At 56.6% G+C, this 19326-nt stretch carries 19 protein-coding genes; 13 read left to right on the top strand and 6 right to left on the bottom strand.

From position 1 onward, the window contains the following. Positions 1 to 36: 36 nt before the first annotated feature. Positions 37 to 726: a GntR family transcriptional regulator gene (locus G5B47_RS15020; RefSeq protein WP_165099540.1), complete on the bottom strand. Its 690-nt coding sequence runs from the start codon at positions 724 to 726 to the stop codon at positions 37 to 39. Between the two features lie 353 nt (positions 727 to 1079). Here G5B47_RS15020 and G5B47_RS15015 point away from each other — a divergent pair, with 353 nt between their 5' ends. The 10 genes from G5B47_RS15015 (at position 1080) to G5B47_RS14970 (ending at position 10801) form a co-directional block, all read left to right on the top strand. After that, a complete protein-coding gene (locus G5B47_RS15015; RefSeq protein WP_165099537.1) occupies positions 1080 to 1679 on the top strand; it encodes a tripartite tricarboxylate transporter TctB family protein in 600 nt (199 codons plus the stop codon). Next, positions 1680 to 3209 (top strand): tripartite tricarboxylate transporter permease, encoded by a 1530-nt coding sequence (locus tag G5B47_RS15010; protein ID WP_206107368.1) that lies wholly within the window; start codon positions 1680 to 1682, stop codon positions 3207 to 3209. A 37-nt stretch (positions 3210 to 3246) separates the two neighbouring features. Continuing rightward, positions 3247 to 4335, top strand: coding sequence for a tripartite tricarboxylate transporter substrate binding protein (locus tag G5B47_RS15005; RefSeq protein WP_235950119.1), 1089 nt, complete (start codon positions 3247 to 3249; stop codon positions 4333 to 4335). 28 nt (positions 4336 to 4363) lie between these two features. Beyond that, entirely contained in the window at positions 4364 to 4642 is a 279-nt protein-coding gene (locus G5B47_RS15000; protein ID WP_165099531.1) for a UxaA family hydrolase, read from the top strand. Between the two features lie 2 nt (positions 4643 to 4644). Next, positions 4645 to 5799 carry a UxaA family hydrolase gene (locus G5B47_RS14995; RefSeq protein WP_165099528.1) on the top strand — a complete coding sequence of 385 codons (1155 nt, stop codon included), beginning with the start codon at positions 4645 to 4647 and terminating at the stop codon, positions 5797 to 5799. Between the two features lie 41 nt (positions 5800 to 5840). Further along, a complete protein-coding gene (locus G5B47_RS14990; RefSeq protein ID WP_165099526.1) occupies positions 5841 to 6938 on the top strand; it encodes an Ldh family oxidoreductase in 1098 nt (365 codons plus the stop codon). Then, positions 6935 to 7867, top strand: coding sequence for a hydroxyacid dehydrogenase (locus G5B47_RS14985; protein ID WP_165099524.1), 933 nt, complete (start codon positions 6935 to 6937; stop codon positions 7865 to 7867). Before G5B47_RS14990 ends, G5B47_RS14985 begins: the two co-directional genes overlap by 4 nt. 446 nt (positions 7868 to 8313) lie before the next feature. Beyond that, on the top strand, positions 8314 to 9201 hold the full coding sequence (locus tag G5B47_RS14980) for a putative RNA methyltransferase (RefSeq protein WP_165099521.1): 888 nt from the start codon (positions 8314 to 8316) through the stop codon (positions 9199 to 9201). Between the two features lie 62 nt (positions 9202 to 9263). After that, positions 9264 to 9914: a TetR/AcrR family transcriptional regulator gene (locus G5B47_RS14975; protein ID WP_165099518.1), complete on the top strand. Its 651-nt coding sequence runs from the start codon at positions 9264 to 9266 to the stop codon at positions 9912 to 9914. Further along, a complete protein-coding gene (locus G5B47_RS14970) occupies positions 9911 to 10801 on the top strand; it encodes an alpha/beta fold hydrolase (protein ID WP_235950121.1) in 891 nt (296 codons plus the stop codon). Before G5B47_RS14975 ends, G5B47_RS14970 begins: the two co-directional genes overlap by 4 nt. Positions 10802 to 10986: 185 nt before the next feature. Here the strand turns inward: G5B47_RS14970 and G5B47_RS25630 are convergent, their stop codons facing one another. The 3 genes from G5B47_RS25630 to G5B47_RS14960 all read right to left on the bottom strand — a co-directional run bounded on the left by G5B47_RS25630 (position 10987) and on the right by G5B47_RS14960 (position 13482). Then, the gene (locus tag G5B47_RS25630; protein WP_226991725.1) at positions 10987 to 11097 is read right to left on the bottom strand and encodes a YjcZ family sporulation protein; all 111 of its coding nucleotides are present in this window, start codon (positions 11095 to 11097) and stop codon (positions 10987 to 10989) included. A 231-nt stretch (positions 11098 to 11328) separates the two neighbouring features. Continuing rightward, positions 11329 to 12630 (bottom strand): aminotransferase class I/II-fold pyridoxal phosphate-dependent enzyme, encoded by a 1302-nt coding sequence (locus tag G5B47_RS14965; RefSeq protein WP_165099516.1) that lies wholly within the window; start codon positions 12628 to 12630, stop codon positions 11329 to 11331. A gap of 234 nt (positions 12631 to 12864) precedes the next feature. Further along, positions 12865 to 13482 carry a pyridoxamine 5'-phosphate oxidase family protein gene (locus tag G5B47_RS14960; protein WP_165099513.1) on the bottom strand — a complete coding sequence of 206 codons (618 nt, stop codon included), beginning with the start codon at positions 13480 to 13482 and terminating at the stop codon, positions 12865 to 12867. Between the two features lie 122 nt (positions 13483 to 13604). Between G5B47_RS14960 and G5B47_RS14955 the strand changes: the two genes are divergently transcribed. The 3 genes from G5B47_RS14955 to gpmA all read left to right on the top strand — a co-directional run bounded on the left by G5B47_RS14955 (position 13605) and on the right by gpmA (position 17003). After that, entirely contained in the window at positions 13605 to 15200 is a 1596-nt protein-coding gene (locus tag G5B47_RS14955) for an aminotransferase-like domain-containing protein (protein ID WP_165099510.1), read from the top strand. A 48-nt stretch (positions 15201 to 15248) separates the two neighbouring features. Continuing rightward, positions 15249 to 16034: an AraC family transcriptional regulator gene (locus G5B47_RS14950; protein ID WP_165099507.1), complete on the top strand. Its 786-nt coding sequence runs from the start codon at positions 15249 to 15251 to the stop codon at positions 16032 to 16034. 219 nt (positions 16035 to 16253) lie between these two features. Then, positions 16254 to 17003 carry a 2,3-diphosphoglycerate-dependent phosphoglycerate mutase gene (gpmA, locus tag G5B47_RS14945; RefSeq protein WP_165099505.1) on the top strand — a complete coding sequence of 250 codons (750 nt, stop codon included), beginning with the start codon at positions 16254 to 16256 and terminating at the stop codon, positions 17001 to 17003. Positions 17004 to 17165: 162 nt separating this feature from the next. On the opposite strand, the gene asd is transcribed toward gpmA, so the two are convergent. Together asd and G5B47_RS14935 are read right to left on the bottom strand one after the other, a co-directional pair. Beyond that, positions 17166 to 17957, bottom strand: coding sequence for an archaetidylserine decarboxylase (gene asd / locus G5B47_RS14940; protein WP_165099503.1), 792 nt, complete (start codon positions 17955 to 17957; stop codon positions 17166 to 17168). Between the two features lie 96 nt (positions 17958 to 18053). Next, a complete protein-coding gene (locus G5B47_RS14935) occupies positions 18054 to 19133 on the bottom strand; it encodes a YheC/YheD family protein (protein WP_165099501.1) in 1080 nt (359 codons plus the stop codon). Between the last annotated feature and the right edge of the window lie 193 nt (positions 19134 to 19326).

The following is a 19326-nucleotide window of genomic DNA, read 5'->3' as shown; positions in this document are numbered from 1 at the left end:
GACTTGATCGTGAAAAGACCCGTAATGTGCTCCGGTTTATATCAGCCCGCCGTTAAGATTGATATTTTTGTACAGGCGGATTTTTGCATCCTCCAAATGCTCGGTCACCACTTGTCTCAGATCGTCATGGGAGCCTTCCTTGAGAGACTGGATAATCCGATCGTGCTGCTGCAGGGAATGAAGAACCATTTCTTTCGTAATCAGGTACGATTTCATCGCCAGATAGCGGTAATTCATACTGTTTTGGTAGATATTCATGATATTCTTGTTGCCGCCAAGCTTCAGAAATTCCATGTGAAAATGAAGGTTGTAGTCTCCTTCGTGGTAATTCTCCAGCTTCGACGAGTTTACGATATAGACCGACGTTTCATGAATCTTCTCCATGTTGGCGACGATGTTTGGACTGGCCTCGGCTTTTCCCGCCGCCAGCTTCTCCACAACCCATAGTTCAATCATCAGGCGTGTTTCCATGATGTCGAGCACGTTCTCCGCCGAAACGCCTACGACAAAAGTGCCGACCTTCGGCACCGTCTTGATCAAACCGTCCTTCTCCAACCGGCCCAGCGCGTCGCGGATCGGCGTCCGGCTTACCCCGAGCTGAGCGGATAATTCGGGAATGGAAAGCTTGTGTTCGGGCGGGAATTCTCTCTTGATAATCAGTTCTTTCAGAATGCCGTACGTTTTCTCCAGTAAATTGGTATTGTCAATTCGGATCAGGTTAGGCATGGAAATCATTCCTTATCGGGTTGATACTTGCATAAATCATGTATACAACATTTATTTAAATCATAGGATCGACTCTTTGTCAAAAGATATTTTCGGCAAAAATAGTTGAGAAAATAGCATTGACAGGAAAAATAGGGCGGTGATATGATACGTGGCATAGCAGAAATAAAGCCGACTAAACAAATAGGGTATATATATTTCTGTTGGGGATAAAGAAGTATTACCTTTTTCTCTTATATGTTATATACAACATATATTAGTGTCGACCGTACGGACGGAGACCTGCCTTTCGGCTTTATCAAGCCTCGGCGGGTTTTTTGCGTTTAAAACGGTCATAGTCAGGAGGAATGAGAATGAAAAGCGCCGCTGACCGCTCTGCCGGAGCACTGGCCGTTCTGGCCGGCTGTCTCTCTCTTCGCGAAGCCTACCGCCTGTACCCTTATCATGTCAGTCAGCTGGGAGGAGACCATACCTTCCCCGCTTTTATAGGAGCGGGACTGGCTCTGGCGGGAATCTGGCTGGTTTTGTTTCCCGGGCCGTCCGCACGGTCGTCCTCGGCCGGATTAACAGCTCCGGAAACGGCGGAAGCCGAAACAGCCAGTGCCGATACAACCGGTGAAAAGCACAGTGTAAACGAGTCCATCGTTAATGGAGAGTCCTTCACGGGCACCCAATCAGCGAATAGGACAAGCGGTCGGTTTCCGTTTTTGCCCGGGTACAGCCTGATCCCTCTCCTGCTGCTGATCTACACTGTTATTCTTCCTCGGGCGGGTTACCTGGCGGGAACTTTTGTTATCGCTCTGCTTCTGTTTCGGGTACTGGGAATCGCCAAGTGGTGGCGCTGCGCGGTTTACGCTCTGCTGCTGACGGCCGGGCTGTATCTGGTCTTTATCGAATGGCTGCATACTCCATTTTCGGCAGGAACGCTGTGGCTTCATCAAGGAGGCGATTAAATGAGTAATTTATCCATGCTGCTTGACGGCTTTGGACATGCGTTCACCCCGATGAACCTGCTGATGGCGGCCATCGGCGTGCTTGTGGGAACCTTCGTCGGCGTGCTGCCGGGGCTTGGTCCAACTTCGTCGATCGCCATTCTGCTGCCCGTAACGGCGGTTCTGGAACCGACGCAGGCAATTATTATGCTCGCGGGCATTTATTACGGGGCGATGTACGGCGGATCGACAACCGCCATTCTGCTTAATATTCCGGGCGAAGCCTCCTCCGTCCCGACCTGTCTGGACGGCTACCCGCTCGCCCGGCAGGGCAGGGGAGGTCCAGCGCTGGGCATCGCCGCCATTGCTTCTTTTATCGCCGGGGTGCTCGGTGTGATCGGTCTCGTCCTGTTCGCTCCGGTGCTGGCCAATCAGGCGCTGCGCTTCGGACCGCCGGAAATGTTCTCCGTGCTGCTCCTGACGCTGGTTATCATGATGGGAATGACCGGCGGACGCTTCGTCAAATCGGCCATCATGGGTCTGATGGGCATTGCCCTGTCGCTCATGGGGCTCGGGGCCAACTCCGGCCTGTACCGTTTCACCCTGGGCTGGAGTCCGCTCGAAGGAGGCCTGGATATGGTGAGCATTCTGATCGGTCTCTTCTCGATCGCAGAAGTCATGAGAGGCTTGTCCGAGAAGAAGACCGCCATTTCGTCCGGAAATATCGGAAGTGTCTATCCGGGCCGGGAGGATCTGAAGCAGAGCGCTTCTTCCATCGCCGCCGGTGGAATTATCGGTTTCTTCATGGGCTTGCTTCCGGGCTGCTCGGCCGCTGTAACTTCCTTTCTGTCCTATGATTTCGTCAAAAGAATCTCGCGCCGCCGCCATCTGTTCGGGAAAGGAGCGATTGAGGGCGTGGCCGCTCCGGAAGCTGCCAACAACGCGACAAGCTCCGCCGGTTTTATTCCGCTGTTCGCGCTTGGCATCCCATCGTCGCCGCCGCTGGCCGTGCTGCTCGCCGGCCTGATGATCTACGGGCTGACGCCGGGGCCGATGCTGTTCGAGCAGAAAGGAAGCTTTGTGTGGACCGTCATCGCGAGCATGTTCATAGGCAACGTGATGCTGCTAGTTCTGAACCTGCCGCTGGTGGGCATTTGGGCCAAGCTGACCCGGGTCCCGTTCTCGATTCTTGCGCCGGTAATTCTTCTGCTCAGTATGGTTGGCGCCTACACGGTGCGCAACAATCTGTTCGATGTTCAGGTGGCGATCGCCTTCGGCATCACTGGTTATTATCTGCAAAAGCATAACTGGCCGATCATGCCGCTTATTCTCTGCTTTATTCTGGGCCCCTTGATGGAACAGTCGTTTTCGCAGTCGATGGCAATTTCCGGCGGAAGCCTTGGCATTTTTGTCCAAAGAGGTCTTTCCGTAGCTTTCATTATAGCTGCAGCGGTCATGCTGGTCTTCTCCCTGTACATGGTCCGCCGCACCAAAAAAAGAATCCGCGAGGAACGCGGCGATTCGCTCAGCATCGTCAATGCCGAAGCGTAAAGCCGACTATAATACACATTTTAGGAGAGTGAATGAATTGAAGACATTGAACAAAAAGACTTTCCGGCTGCTGCCGCTGACGCTGGCGCTGCTCTTTCTGGCCTCCGGCTGCGGAGCCAATTCAACGGCGGAGTCCGGTGCAGACGGGGCCGCCCAGACAGGCGGTGCAACGGCCGCTGCTGAAGCGAAGGCGGCGGGACCGGCTTCCTCGGCAGGCACCGATTATCCGAACCGGCCCATTGAATATGTCGTGCCGTTCTCGGCCGGCGGCGGCGTGGATCTCGTTGCCCGGACGGTCGCGGAAGGGCTGAGCAAGGAATGGGGGCAGCCGATCGAAATCGTCAACAAGCCCGGTGCGGGCGGAGCCACCGGCGCGCAATACGCGCTCAAGCAAGCGGCCAATGACGGCTACACGGTGCTTGCGGATAATGTGGCGAGCACGACCATGCTTCAGGCCGGATCGGCCTCGGCGCCGGTTCTCTTGAGCGACCATGAGTTTGCGGCCCGGGTCGTAACGGACGCGCCCGTCTTCGTGGTTGCCGCCGACGCGCCGTGGAAGGATTTTCGCGAATTCTCGGAATGGGCGAAAGCGAATCCCGAGAAGCTGACTTGGACCAGCGTAGGGCCTGCGGGTTTCTCCACCTTTGCCGTAGCCGAATGGCTGAAAGCGATTGGAGCCGACTTCTCAAAAACCCGGATGATTGCCACCAAAGGTGCGTCCGAATCTCTGCCCCTTGTTGCCGGAGGCAATGCGGTTCTGGCCGTGCACACCGTCAATGAGACCTCTACTTTGGTCAAGGCTGGAAAATTGAAGGTGCTGGCCGTCCTGTCTCCCGAGCGCAGTCCGTATTACCCGGATGTGCCTACAACAGCGGAGCAGGGAGTGAAGGATTTGTCCGTCTCCTGGTGGACGGGCATGAGCTTCCCGAAAGGAACGCCGCAGGAGATTGTCAAGAAGTGGGCGGATGGAGTCGCCAAGCTGGCACAGGACCCCGATTTTGTCGCGAAGCTCAAGCAACTGCAGGTTGATCCGAATGTGCTTACAGGACAGGAGTTTACGGATTTTGTAAACAAAGAAGCCGAGTATTACACAGGTCTCGCCACCGAGACAGGAATCCGCAAGTAACGCAAAACTTAAGATTGGGGGAATGAGCATGCATCATTTTTTGATTCACAAACGGGGAGATCAGGTGGGTGTCGCAACGACGGACATTACCGCTGGGCAGCAGGTCGTCGGGGTCTTTATGGATGACGATTCGGAAATAACGGTGACAAGCCTTCAGGATGTTCCGCTGGGGCACAAAATATCCATCAGCGTTCTTGAAAAAGGCGGCAAAGTCATTGAATACGGCATTCCCATCGGCATTGCGCCGGAGGGGCTGACCGAAGGGGAATACGTTCATACGCACAATATTAAATCGGCGAGGTGGTAACGATGGGACAATTATTCGGATATCGCAGAGAAAACGGCAAGGTGGGCATTCGCAATCATGTCATTATTTTACCGGTTGACGACATTTCAAACGCGGCCTGCGAGGCGGTGGCAAAGGTCGTCTCCGGAACGCTGGCTCTGCCCCATGCTTACGGGCGGCTGCAGTTCGGAGAGGATCTGGCGCTGCACTTCCGGACCATGATCGGAACGGGCAGCAATCCGAACGTGGCGGCGGTCATCGTAATCGGCATTGAGCCGAACTGGACGAAGATCATCACGGACGGTATTGCCGCCACGGGCAAACCGGTAGCCGGATTCTCCATCGAAGGATTGGGCGATCTGGAAGTCATCCGGCGGGCGGCCTGGAAAGCCAAGGAATTCGTGCAGTGGGCTACAGAGCTTCAGCGGGAGCCCATCTCTCTCTCCGAGCTTACCGTAAGCATCAAGTGCGGAGAATCGGATACGACAACGGGACTGGCTTCCTGCCCGACGGTGGGAGAAACAGTGGACTATTTGATCGATCAGGGAGCGACCGTGTTTTTCGGGGAGACTTCTGAGCTGACGGGCGGAGAGCATCTGATCGCGGACCGGATGGCGACGGAAGAGCTCCGCGGACAATTCCAGCGCACCTATGACCGTTATGTCTCCGGATTCGCTTCCCAGGGCGTGGACCTGCTCGGCTCCCAGCCGACTCAGGGCAATATCGCCGGCGGGCTGTCCACGATTGAAGAGAAGGCGCTGGGCAATATCGAAAAAACCGGAACCAAGCAGGTTATCGGCGTACTGAAGCCTGCCGAGGCGCCGCAGAACGGCCCGGGTCTGTATTTCATGGACAGCTCTTCCGCCGCTGCGGAATGCGTAACGCTCATGGCCGCTGCCGGAGCGGTCGTCCATTTCTTCCCGACAGGGCAAGGGAACGTAATCGGCAATCCCATCGAGCCGGTGATCAAGATTTCGGCCAATCCGAAGACGGTCAAGCTGATGGCGGAGCATATCGATGTCGATGTCAGTCCGCTGCTCGAACGCGCCATTACGCTGCTGGATGCGCGGGAACGCTTGCTTGAGAACCTGGAGCGGACGGTCAACGGGCGGCTGACGGCGGCGGAAGCGCTCGGGCACCGGGAATTTGTGATGACGAAGCTTTATCCAAGCGCGTAAATAACATTTAAGATAAATGAATAGGGAGGCGTAACGCGGAAATGTCGGCAAAGCGCTATGACAGCGGACAGCTCTACGAATTTGTGCAATCGGTTCTGATATCCCTGAATGTACCGGAGGAAGACGCCATCATTACGGCCGATTCCCTGATCCGTGCCGATCTGGAGGGGCACGGCAGCCACGGCATCAGCAGGCTACCGGTCTATTCCCGGCGCATTCGAGAAGGGAGAATCAGCGCTTCGCCGGACATTGCCGCCGAGCGCCACGGCGCGGTGCTGACGGTGGACGGCGGGAACGGGCTGGGCCAGGTTGTCGCCCTCCGGGCATTAAGGGCGGGCATTCCCGTTGCCCGGGAGCTGGGGATTGCAGCGGTATTCGTCCGCGGCAGCAATCATTTCGGGACGGCGGCTTATCTATGCCAGGAGGCCGCCAAAGAGAACATGGCGTCGGTCGTCATGACCAACTCGCCGCCGGGCATTGCCCCTTGGGGAGGCCGGTCGGCCTTTCTCGGGACGAACCCGATTGGGTTCGGGTTCCCGTCAGGCTCAGGAGACCGGCCGCCGATCGTCGCCGACCTGTCTTCCAGCATTGTCGCGCGGGGAAAGATTATGCAGGCGCAGAAGCAGGAGCAGCCGATCCCCGAAGGCTGGGCGATCGACGGCGAGGGCAGGCCGACCACCGATCCCGGAGAAGCGCTCAAGGGGGCGGTTCTTCCGCTGGGGGGAGCCAAAGGATATGCGCTGGCGCTCGCTGTGGAGATGCTGTGCGGCATCCTGACCGGGGCCTCCTTCGGCCCGCATATCGGGAACCTGTACAAAGAGGGCGACAAGAACGCGGATGTGGGACATGTAATCCTGCTGTTCTCGCCGGCCCGCTGGCTCGATATGGAGGCGTATTACGACTCCGTCTCGCAGTTTGCGGACGAAATTAAGCAGGTTCCTTTGTCCCCCGGTGCGGAAGAGATTCTGCTTCCGGGAGAGCGGCGATTCCGTTCCGCGGGGAGGAACCGGCTGTCCGGCATATCCCTGCCGGATAATGTCGTAACCGAACTGGAGGATTTGGCTGCGGTAGCCGGGGTTCCGTTTCCTCCGCGGCTCTCGCGGCGGGAAGAAGGAACACAAAGGGGAAGTGAAGCATGAATATTGTGATCACGGAGTGGAACGCTCCGAATGGGCTGGAGCAGCTTAAGCAGGCAGGTCATCATGTCCACTATGATCCCGGCCTGTGGAACCGTCCGGAGCTGAGCGAAGCCGTTAAAGCAGCGGATGCCCTGATAGTCCGCAACCAGACGCGGGTCGACGCGGCTCTGATCGAAGCCGCCCCTCGTCTTAAGGTGATCGGAAGGCTCGGCGCAGGGCTGGACAATATCGATCTGGATGCTGCGGCCCGAAGGGATATCCCGGTGGTTACGGCGGGGAGCGCTAACGCTTCCTCTGTGGCCGAATACGTTATCGCGGCCATCTTTCATTCCGCACGGCGTCTAGGGGAGGCGGCGGACAGCGTACGTTCCGGGGGTTGGCTGCGGCAGCAGTTTACGCTGCATGAAATTGAAGGTAAGACGCTGGGGCTCATCGGCGTAGGTGAAATCGGCAGGCGGACGGGGGACAGAGCCAAGGCGCTCGGGATGAACGTTCTGGGCTTCGACCCCAGATTTGAACAGGACGGAGATGCAGCTGCCGAGACGGGGATTATTCACGCCGCCTTCAACCGGGTGCTGGCCGAAAGCGACTATGTCAGCCTGCACCTTCCGCTCCTTCCTTCGACCCGGGGGCTGATCGGCGCTTCGGCGCTCAACCAAATGAAGGCATCCGCCGTTCTCATCAATACATCGAGGGGAGGCGTAGTCGACGAAGACGCACTCGCTGCCACGCTGTCCGCGAACAAGCTGGCCGGGGCCGTGCTGGACGTGCTCAGTCAGGAGCCTCCCCGGAAGGATCATCCTTTGCTGGCGCTTCCGACCTGTACGATCACGCCCCATATCGCCGGGCTGACGCAGGAGTCACAGGAGCAAATATCGGAGATCGTATCGGCCGGAGTCATCAACGCGCTGGGCGGACAGGCCGGATAACGAACGCGCAATTAGCTCCTGTTCTTGACCGGATTGCCAAATGCGCGCATGAACTTTATACTGAAATAGTAATTCAATTCTTGCACTTTCCATCTCCCAAGGAGGATTTTTAATCATGGTGCATTACATCAGACTGCGTTTCCCTACTTTGAACCTGTAATCAAATACGTTCAAAGGCTCTGTTTGTGATACAGAATAAACGGGATCAGTCTGTCCATTTTTAATGATCTTCTTTTGCCAGGGAGAATACCCATACGAAAGAAGGGCGGATCATGCCGCCTTTCTTTTTTTTATATCCTTCTCTTTCTTCCGGCCGGCAAGCGGAAGGTTGTTTGGCAATGGCTATCTTAAAGCTTCATCCGGCTCAGGCAGGAGGGGGCTGTTTCCCTTTACTTTCGGATCACAGGCGGCTGCTTGTGATTTTTATTTTGAAGGGGAGACAAGGTATGAATGGAAGAACCAGAAGCGCTGCGCGTGTAAAAGAATTGGAGCCGGCCTTTCAGTGTCCGATTTGCGGATGCCGGGTGATGGTGATCGATGATAAAAGCTTGATCTGCATCAATAAGCATACGTTTGATTTTGCCAAACCGGGTTATATCAACCTGTCGGTCCGCCCCGCAAAGGGGCCTTACACGAAAGAATTGTTCGAGGCCAGACGCCGCATGATCACGGAATCGGGACTATACGCTCCGCTGCATGAAAGGTTGGCAAGCATGATCAAGGAGCATACGAAAAGCTCTGCAATCCCCTGTACGGTTGCCGATTTGGGCTGCGGGGAAGGATCGCATTTATACCGAATTTTGGAGGGCTGCGACTGTCCGGGGATGACCGGAATCGGCCTCGATCTATCCAGGGAAGGCATCGTCCTGGCCTCCAAGCGGTATCCCGAAACCGTCTGGATCGTGGGCGATCTGGCGCAATCCCCTTTCGCTGACGGGGCGGTCCAAGTGATCCTCAATATTTTATCTCCTGCAAATTACAAGGAATTCAAGCGGATTCTGGCCCGGGACGGTCTCGTCATTAAAGTCCTGCCCCGCACCGGTTATCTAAAGGAATTAAGACAATCAGTATTCATGGAAAGCGAAAAAAGGATGTACCGGAACGACGGGACGGCGGCGCTTTTCCAAAAGCATTTTCATGTGCTGGATACGGCAAGGCTCCATTACACCAAAGAGCTGAATACCGGGGAGCTTGCCGATCTGGTTCGCATGACTCCTCTTGCCTGGTCCTTGGGCAATAAGGATATTGGAGCGTTTATCGAACGTGAATCGGCGGTGATTACCGTAGAGCTGGATATTTTAATCGGACGCGCTCCCAAGCCATTTGACGGCTAAAACAAATTGCCTTATATTTGAACTAACGGTCGTTAGTTAGTCTAAACGGAAGGAGCGTATCCATGACCGTTTATGTGGATTTATCAAATAAGGAGATTGTCAACGCCACCAAGAACCGGCTGATCGACATTGCCATCGACGCCTTCTCGTTAAAAGGTTTCAGCGGGGTTTCCATCCGGGAACTGACCCGGGAGGCCGGGATCAAGGAAAGCTCGTTCTATAATCATTTCCGCAGCAAGGAAGAGCTTCAGGAGACGATCTTTGCCAACTTTCGCGTCAGTGCGGAGAAGATAAAGCCCCAGGTGGAACATCTGGAGTATATCGTCAAGGCGATGCCGCTGGAAGCCTTTTTAAGGCAGGTTTATCTGAATTTCATGGATCATGTGCTGAGTCCGAAAATGGAGGAGATCTGGCGCATCCTGTATCTTGAGCAGATTCGCAACAAGGAGGCGCGTGAAATTTATCTGAACGAGCTTGTCGGAAAGTCGCTTTGGTATATGGAGGCGGTGTTTGCCAAGTATATCGAATCCGGCAAAATCCCTCCGAGTTCCCCGGCGATGCTGGCGGCCGAGTATCAATATCCGGTGTTCAGTATGATCTCAGAATTTCTGCTGCTGCGTCTGGACGGAAAGGCCACGGACGATATCCGGAGGCGAATGGAGGAGCATATCGCTTTTTTTGCGAGGCTTGCGGAAAATAAGGAGGAATCATGATGGTCTCGATTTACCGAAAGGGAGGCAGCCCGCAGCGGCTGGCCGAGGCGTATGACCGGACCGTGGGCTTGATGAGAATACCGGTGGAGACGCGGTATGCCGCGACTTCATATGGCCGGACGCATTATCTTGCGGCAGGACCGGAGGGTGCGCCTGCACTCGTCCTGTTCCACGGCTTCTGCTTCAGCTCGAGCGGATGGGTGGAGAATATCCGGGAGTTGTCTTCCGCCTACCGCGTATACGCAGTGGACCTCCCGGGCGATATCAATAAAAGCGAGCCCGAGCGCCTGATCCGCAGCAAGAAAGACTGCGCCGAATGGTTCGAAGAGCTGCTTCAGGTGTTCGGTATACGGCACGCGCATATTGGCGGCCATTCCTATGGCGGCTTTGTTGCCATGATTGTGGCCTCTCTGCGGCCGTCCCTTGTTGACAAGCTCGTTATTCTGAGTCCCGGCGCGGGTGTGCTTCCGCAGAGCAGACGTTTCTTTTTCCGCTGCGTGCTTGCGGGCTTCCTCCCGTCGGAACGGCGGATCCATGCGCTGTTGGATGATATGACGGGCGAAGGGAACACCATCAATCCGATGCTGAGGCGTCAAGTTGTCGTCGCCTTACAGAACGCGCTTCCGCAAGTCAAACTGTTACCCTCCCGGATGAGCGATGATGAACTGAAGCGGATCACGGCGCCCGCCCTGCTTCTGATCGGCGATCAGGAGGTTCAGTATGATGCGGAGCGGGCTGTAAGCCGTGCCCGTGCTGTTATGCCTGATGTGAGGGCGCATGTCATCCGGGATGCAGGACATGGGCTGCCGCTGGAGAAGCCCGGGGAGGTTAACGGACTTATTCTCGATTTTCTCGGGGAAGAGCGGCTGATGAACGGCGTTGGTTGATCAAGACTATCATGTAACAAAAAAAGAAGAGATCCTTTGGGCCGTGGAACGGCTTGAACGGATCTCTTTATTTACGCCCTTATCAGTCCAGCTTATGGTGCGGATAGGCCAAAAAAAAGCGGCGCGAACATGATGAGAGGGAAGGGAGCCCGGAGGCTCTCTTCCGAGGATGAATCAATGGCCGATTAAACAAACAGAGAACGGCTGATGATAACCAGCAGGATGAAGAGAACCAGGATGGCTCCAGTGCTGGTGAAAGGTGAGTATCCGTATCCGCCTCTTACTTCTTCGCTCATGTTCATTCCCCTTTCGGTGAAGTTGTGTTGTACTTGAGTACACCGTATACTATGTGCCGTGGTTTAAAGGGGTATGGGCCAATGCCGCCAAGACCTCAAAATTTAGAAACAGGGCTTCCGGATAACGATCATTCCCTATAAAAAAGAGTTAAAAAAGAGCTGCCTCACAGCGGTTGGAAACCGCTGCGGGACAGCTCTTGATATGCCGGAGGCTGGACTTTGGGCAATCGGTCAGGCTTGTTCGAGATCGCGAATGCCGGCGTACACCAGGTCGAACAAATCTTCCAGATTCTCTTCGGCGATACAGGAAAAAGCGATTCGCAGATCGGTATCGCCGAGAGCGATCGTGCCAAGGCCGTAATTGTGGATCAGATGCTGGCGAAGCTCCTCCGCATTGACGGTACGAAGCTTCAGGCACATGAAATAGCCGGAATTGAACGGATAATATGTCCACACATCGTCTCCGTATTTTCCACTGTCAAGCAGTGCCTTGACCTTGTTGGCCCGGCCCTTCATGACCCGGAATTTCTCTTCCTTCTGCTCCTCGAATGCCGGCGCCTTGAGAGCGTCAAGCACGAAGGTCTGCGATGGATGCGGACCGCTGGAAATAGTGGCCCGGATAATGCCGAGCGTCTTCTGCTCCAGAGCGGCCAGCACGTCCTTGTTCTCGGAAGCATAGGTGATGAAGCCTACGCGGAAGCCCCATACATATTCTTCCTTCGTCGCGCCGTCGATCTTGACCGCAAGCACCCGCGGGTGCACGTTCGCCAGCTTGCCGAACAGCGATTCCTTGAGAGAATCCTCGAAGAAGAGTCCGAAATACGCGTCATCGCATACCGCGACCACATTGACGCCCGCTTCGGCCGCTTGCAGAATGGCGGCTACGATCGCGTCCCCTTCCTTGATGCCCGGTGTGTAGCCTGTCGGGTTGTTCGGGAAGTTGAGCAGCACGATGGCTTTGCCCTTATCCTTCTGAGCCAGCAGCGCCTCAAGCAGGCCGTCGCTGTTGAAGGTCATATCCTCGGTGAACAGCGGATAAGTAACCAGCTCCGCGTGCCGCCGGACGTTGAAGGTCAGCTCGTAGTTCTCCCAGTTCTTGTCGGGATAGACGACCGCGTCGCCGGACTCGGCGAACAGGTCGGCGACAATGCTGAGCCCGTGGGTCAGCGCGTTGGTTACAATCGGATTGCCAAAGGATTTGCCTTCGAGCGAAGGGTTCTCGCGCAGCATTTTCTCGCGCCATACGGTACGCAGCTCGGGCTTGCCTGCAGGCGGAGCATAGCCGTACAGGTCCTTCGGAGCGAACGCGGAGAGCTTCTCCTGAATGACGCCCAGATGCATCGGGCCGCCGTTCTCCGTGGCAATGCCGATCGTGGCGTTGTATTTCTTGGCATGAGCGGTCGCCTCGGCGGATTGGCTCAGAATGCCTACTTTTGGAAAATAGATTTCTCTGCCGAGAGTGGACAGCATGTCGTACACATGCGCGTTTCCGGCTTTAATGCTTTCATTTAATTGTCCAGCCTGTGGATTCATCGGTTTCATCCTTCCGGTTAACTTTGAAATCGCAGCGTCTTGCAGTCGGAGTTAGTGTGTTAACATTGCCTAACATTATATCATCTGCGATACGGGACAGTCACTTCGGATTATCGGTTTTTTCTAAAAGTTTTTGGGATAATTTTAAGGGGTTTGTTAAACGTTCACACAGCAAAACGGGGACAGCCCGCGTAAGGCGGACTATCCCCGGTAATACTTGCCTACCTGAGCCACTTATGAGGAGTGGAACGGACAGAATTTTTTCATCATTTCAACGGTTTCGGCATCACGCTCACCGTCTCTGGCCTCCAGCCCGCTGATGACGGCGCTGCGCTCTTCTTCCTTCAGATTTTGCCCGAACTTGAATTTAGCGGTAATTTCTTCCGGAACGATCCGCACGACGGCGACTGCTTTAAGCTGGGGGCGGTACTTCGGGTTTTCCGCGTCAATGGGGTCGTACCCGCCCTCCGGCTGAAGCTTCTGCATGAACTTTTCCATAGCTGCCGCTTTTTCGCTTAGATCAGTGACGATCTCGGCCTTGCCAAAGGCGGTGACGCTTTTGAAATAGGCGGTGGCCGGACAGGCCATTTGGGGGTCGGTAAAATACGAAGGAATCAGGGCGAACTCGTCCGCTACGGTGAAACAGATCTTGTCCATCCTGCGGATCGCCTCCATCTTGCCGCCGGCATGGCTGCCGTGGAAATAAAAGCATCCTCCAATATAGACGAAATTAAGCGGGGTGACGCGCGGACGGCCCTGTTCATCAATCGTGCCAAGAAAGCCAAAGCTCATTTCATTAAGAAAGGCTTCCAGTTCTTCTTCCTGCTCGACCTTAAATTCTTTTCTTCTCATCACGCAAGCGCTCCTTCCAAGCTGTTTAGAAATGGTTAACCAACAGCATAACAGGAGATTGACAAGAAAAAAGAGCCCATTTACATTATTTTTATTGGTCCAATTGAATGGAGGAGACAGCTATGTACGGCATGCCGATCGTAAACTTTGACGAATATCTGGCCGAATACCGCTATAAGTATCTGGCGCTGTATCACGCGCTCCGAAACGCGATCCTGAGCGGGGATTTGCCGGGTGGCACGCGGCTTCCCTCTACCCGCAAGCTAGCCGCTTTATTCGGCCTGTCGCGGGGGTCGGCGGCTCAGGTGTACGATATGCTCGCCGCCGACGGCTACGTGAAATCGGAGACGGGACGGGGCACGTTCGTGTCCGGGGAAGGCAGCGGCTTCGCGGCGGAGAGCGGCTTGCTGGCAGAGGGAACAGCGGGACAGGCGGAAGCCGCGAGGGATGCAATAGCAGGCGCGGGGCTGGCCCAGGCCGGCGCCGGGCTGGCGGAGCGCTCCCGCGAATCGGGGCAGGGCGGCGCACCCGCCGGTGAAGGCCGGGCGACGGACATCCCGCTGTCCGCCTGGGCCCGGCGGCTTGCGGCGCAGCCGCCTGTAAAGGAAGAAGGCGCAGAGGGCGGCTCGATTATCAGCTTCCGCAGCCCCGGGACGCCGATGGAGCATTTCCCTTACGCGGAATGGCGCAGCGCGCTGTCTCATGCCGGAGGCCGGAGCGGCGGCTCGCTCGGCGTCTCCGCTCCGCCGGAAGGGGACGCGGGGCTGCGGCGGGCGATTGCCGCGCATCTGCGGATTACCCGCGGCATCCGAGCCGAGGCGGAGCAAATCGTGACGTTCAGCGGCTCCATGCAGGGCATCATCCTGCTGACCCAGCTGCTGCTGGACGGCGGGGGCCGGGCTGTGGTCGAGGACCCCGGCTTTCAGGGCATCCGCCGAGCTGTCGAGATCTCCGGCGGCGTGGCGGTTCCGGGGCGAGTCGACGGCAGCGGCCTTGTGCCTCAGGACTGGGAGGCCCGCCTGCTGTTCGTGACGCCGAGCCGCCAATATCCTACGGGCGCCGTCCTGCCGCTGGAACGGCGGCGGAGGCTGCTGGAATGGGCGGCCTCCCGGCGGGCGATCATTATCGAGGATGATTATGACAGCGAATTCCGCTGGTCCGGCCGCCCCATCGAGCCGCTGAAGGCGCTTGACCGGGAGGAGCGCGTCGTATACATCGGCTCCTTCTCCAATACGATGTTCGCCGGGCTTCGCATCGGCTACGCCGTCCTGCCTCCTTCTCTGGTGGCGCCTGCGGCGGCCGCGAAGGCACTGTACGAGCCGCAACCAGCCGGTCTGCTGGAGCAGCGGGCGCAGGCCCGCTTCATGTCGCTCGGCAATTATGCCCGTCATATCAGGCGCATGACGCGCCTTTATGGCGAACGCGGACGCCTGCTCCGCGAGCTGCTGGCCGGACTGCCGGGCGGCCTGTTTCATCTCCAGCCCGGCGACGCGGGGCTGCACATCTACGCCCGCTGGCTGCGGGGCGAGGAGGAATTCGCACGCTTTCAGGCGGCGGCCAAGCGGCGGGAAGTCGATTTTAGGGATGCCGCCCGCTACCGGATAACGCCCGGCGAGCCCGCCGCCTGCTTCGCTTTTTCCCATCTGGACAAGCCCGAATTGACCCTAGGAGTAAGGCGGCTTGCGCAGGCCTGGAACGATGTGCAAAATGAAGCGTGAAAAGGTATGATTAGGATAAACGATTTAATGATGAAGGAGGGAAAGAGGATGCTGAATGCATCGCCTTCCTCTTTTGTCATCCTTCCCGCCTTGGCCAAAATCGTCTGCGAGCCGGGTTGGAAATGGCAGAAAAGGGAGAAGCCGCTCCCCAATTACGACTTGTTCTACGTCTGGAGCGGCGAAGGAACGGTTGTGCGCAACGGCACAGCCTATGAGGTCGGCCCGGGAAGCTGTTTCCTGTTTCGTCCGGGAGACCGTACAAGCGCAAAGCATAACCCGCAGAAACCCCTTGTGCTTACATACATTCATTTTGATGTTAAGGAGCCTGTCACCGATATCCCGGAGCCTTACCGCAAGCTGACCGAAACGGTGGAGTTCGAGCACCTGCTTGCGCGCTACGTCCGGCTGTTTCTGGTGAAGACCTTCGCCGCGGAGGAAGAAGGCCAGCTCATTCTTAAGCAGATCATGATTAACCTGCTGCGGGAAGACCGGGCCAAGCCGGTGGAACGCAGCGTCAGCAACCAGCTCGCCGAGGTTATTCACGAGGTAGCGAATTACATCAGCCAACATCCCGGAGTCGCTCACCGCGTCGAGGAGCTGGCCGCCCGGGCCGGACTGTCGCCCCGTTATTTTTCCATAAAATTCAAAGAATTGATCGGCTCCTCCGTGCAGTCGTATGTCATCCGCACCCGGATCGAACGGGCCCAGCATCTGCTGCTGTACGCGGGTATGAACGTGACGGAGGTGGCGGACGCGCTTGGATACCGCGATATTTTCTTTTTCAGCCGCCAGTTCAAGCAGCATACGGGAAAGAGCCCTTCGGAAATCCGCTAAAATGAGGTTTCGCCGGCGGAGCTCCAGGGTAAATACGTTCCGGGTACAGCTTGCAAAGCTCATCGGGAATTACAAATGAAATTGAACCGAAGGCGCTTTTCCACGGTCTTCGGTTTTTGACATTTCCCCCGGAACATAAGGCGGCTTGGGCTGGAATTTTGTACGAAATGGACAAGATGAGCAGATGGGAATCAAACGGAATAAGGGAGGAGAACGCGCATGTATGAAATCGTGCTGATACGTCACGGGGAGAGCGAGTACAACAGGCAGAATCTGTTTACCGGCTGGAGCGATCCGGATCTGACGGAGAAAGGGATACATGAGGCCAGGGAAGCGGGCAAAATGCTCAAGGAAGCCGGGTATACGTTCGACCTCGCCTTTGCTTCGGTGCTCAAGCGTTCCATCAAGACGCTTCATCTGGTTCTGGAAGAGTTGGATCTGCTGTGGATTCCCGTACAGAAATCGTGGAAGCTGAACGAGCGGCATTATGGCGCGTTGCAGGGGCTCAGCAAGTCGGAGACGGCGTTAAAATACGGCGACGAGCAGCTGCAGATTTGGCGCCGCAGCCTATCGGTCCGCCCGCCGATGCTGGAGCCGGATGATCCGCGCTATGCCCGAAACGACCGGCGTTACCGGGAGGTACGTCCCGGCGACATCCCCCGCGGTGAAAGCCTTGAGGATACGGTTCACCGGGTCGGCGACTTCTGGGGAAACCGGATTGTGCCGCTTGTCCGCAAGAAAGAGCGGGTGCTGATTTCGGCGCACGGCAACACGCTGCGCGCGCTGATCAAGTATATGGAGGATATTGACGAGACCGCGCTGCTGCACCTCAATATTCCGACCGGCATTCCTCTCGTCTACGAGCTGGACGACGATGTGAAGCCGATCCGCCGGTTCTATCTCGGGGAGCCGGAGAAGGTGGAGGCCAAGGCCCGCGAGGTGGCGAACCAGGGGAAGGTAAGCGAGTAAAGAAGGACGGAGCAAGTAAGCAAATGCCGTCGTATAAGCATAACAGAGGAGAGACGGGAAGCCTCCCCGCTTTCATGACCTGTGCGATGAAAAATGATCAGCCCGGCCGAACGACGGATTCTCATCCTGTCAGATCTGCCGGGCTGATTCGGTTTGATGATGTTATTCCGGCGGCCGCAGGAATCCGAGCAGCTCGCCCATTTTTACTTTCATGCCGGGCTCAAGTCCCGGGCGGGGAGTGAAAATGCCGCTCTCGGCCAGCAGGACCACCGTCGAGCCAAACTCGAAGTATGCGAGGTCCTCGCCGATTGTCCACGCCCGCTTGCTTTCGCCTGAATAGTGAATGCCGCTGACGTTCATTGCGCCAACCTTCACGACGGCCACTTCGCCATATTCGTGGTCAATGTAGGTAATGAGCCGCTCGTTGCGGCACAGCACGCCTTTCATATGCCGCATCCCGAATTCATTGACGGGGTAGCAGCGCCCGCGAATATAGTCGCTCTCCGCCAATTTCCCGGTAACGGGAGAATGAATGCGGTGATAATCGGTCGGACTTAAATACAGCACGAAAAAAAAGCCCTTCTTATAAAGCTCCTGGTGAGGAGAGTGGTTGAGCAGCTCCTCCAATTTATAATCCTGCCCTTTTACATTCAAAATCGTTCCCGAAGAAATGCCGCCCATCGCCGTAATCATCGCGTCAACGGGGCTGGCCACAGCGTCCGTCTCTACTGTGACGGTCCGCATGCCCGGCTTCAGCCTCCGGCTGAAGAACTCGTTGAGCGTGGCGTATTCGCCGGGATCTTTTTCCGCCTCCGAGGCGGGAATCTGATAAGTCCGGATAAATGCCGGGATAAGCACGCGGCTGATCCTGCTGTGGGAAAAAGAGCCCATCATACGGGAAATCCATCTGTGCGAGGACAGCTCGGTCATCAGCCGCAGCAGTCGTTTAACCATGCCTTGTCTCCCTTCCGTCATGCAGCGGCCGCGGGTAGCTGAAGACCCGGCCGCTCTGCATTATATTGACATAGAATAGAGGACAAATCAATAACGTTATTGCATCGCTCCGCCGTCCAGCAAGTAGCGCGCATATCCCATGGGACGCCGGTAGCTCTCCTTCCAGATCTCCGGCAGCCCCGCCTTGTAGAATCCGTACCGCTGGTCCCGTCCGTTGCATTCGATGAAGAATAGCTGGCCGTCCTGTGTAACCGCGATGTCGAGCCCGAGATCGGCCAGCCCGGGCAGACTGCTCTCCAAGCTGCGCGCTACAGCAAGGGCGAGCGCCGCGGCCGACATGCGGTAGTGGGCGGCAGCGCGGCTCGGAAAGGCCTGCTCCAGCGCAAAAGCGGCCTCCGCCGCTTCTCCGCCGCGGGCGATATTGGAGACGAAGCTGCCGGGAGAAGCCAGCTTGGCGAACAGGCCGGTGACGGCCCATTCACCGCCCCAGCCGCGCTGGACAGTGACCCGGAGGTCAAAGGGTCTTCCAGCCGCCTCCGCAAGCGGAATCCGTTCCTGAACCAGATAGGTTCCGGTGTCCATCAGGTTCAGCAGAGCAAAGGGGAGCCGGGAGGGAGAGATATTCGCCTTCATCATCCGGCGGTTATGCAGATAATTCAAGATCCAGTCTTCATTGTCATCGCGTTTCAAGCGCATAATCCCTTTTCCGACGCTTCCCCGGCGGGGCTTCAGAATAAGATCCGAGTGACGCTTCATCATCTGTTCCAGCCCATCGGTGCCCGCCTCTGTATCGGGAAGATGGCGGCGAAGCCCCGAATCGAGCTCAAGCAGCCGGTGAATCTCATCTTTGCCGTACCTGCTCTGCCGGTTGAACACCTTCACCCCGCAGGCGGCCAGCTGTTCGGTTCCGGTGCTTCCGACAGCGTAAATGGCACGGTTATGGATGACTTGGGGAATCGGCAGGAGCATTTTTTTATAACCGCGGGGGCCCTTGATATAAGCGGCGCAATATCCGTAGACGGGATTGATGTCCGATAGCTTCATATAACAGGGGGTCAGGCCGTAGGCGGCTGCGGCTTCTTCATAGCAGGCAAGGGACTCCCATCCCGTCCTGCCCCGGGGAATCCCCCGGTGTGCAGCGGCATTAAGCAGTATACCGACGAGTCGTTGCCCCATTAATCGATCCCTCCCAGTTAATCATCCTCGCCCTGCCGTTTAACGGGCGGCGCAGCCTTTCTTCTTGCCTTTTCTTTCAGAATATGTGATTAGCGGCCTATCAGGGTGGACGAATGAGCGAGTGACAGAAGCCCTTTTTCACTTTCCTCCCGGATTCCGGCAGCTGGGCATGCCCCAACAATTCCTCCGATAC

Source organism: Paenibacillus apii (assembly GCF_011043685.1).
Classification (GTDB): domain Bacteria; phylum Bacillota; class Bacilli; order Paenibacillales; family Paenibacillaceae; genus Paenibacillus_AQ; species Paenibacillus_AQ sabinae.
The sequence above is the reverse complement of the archived record's forward strand: the minus strand, read 5'-3'. Positions and strand labels throughout refer to the sequence as shown.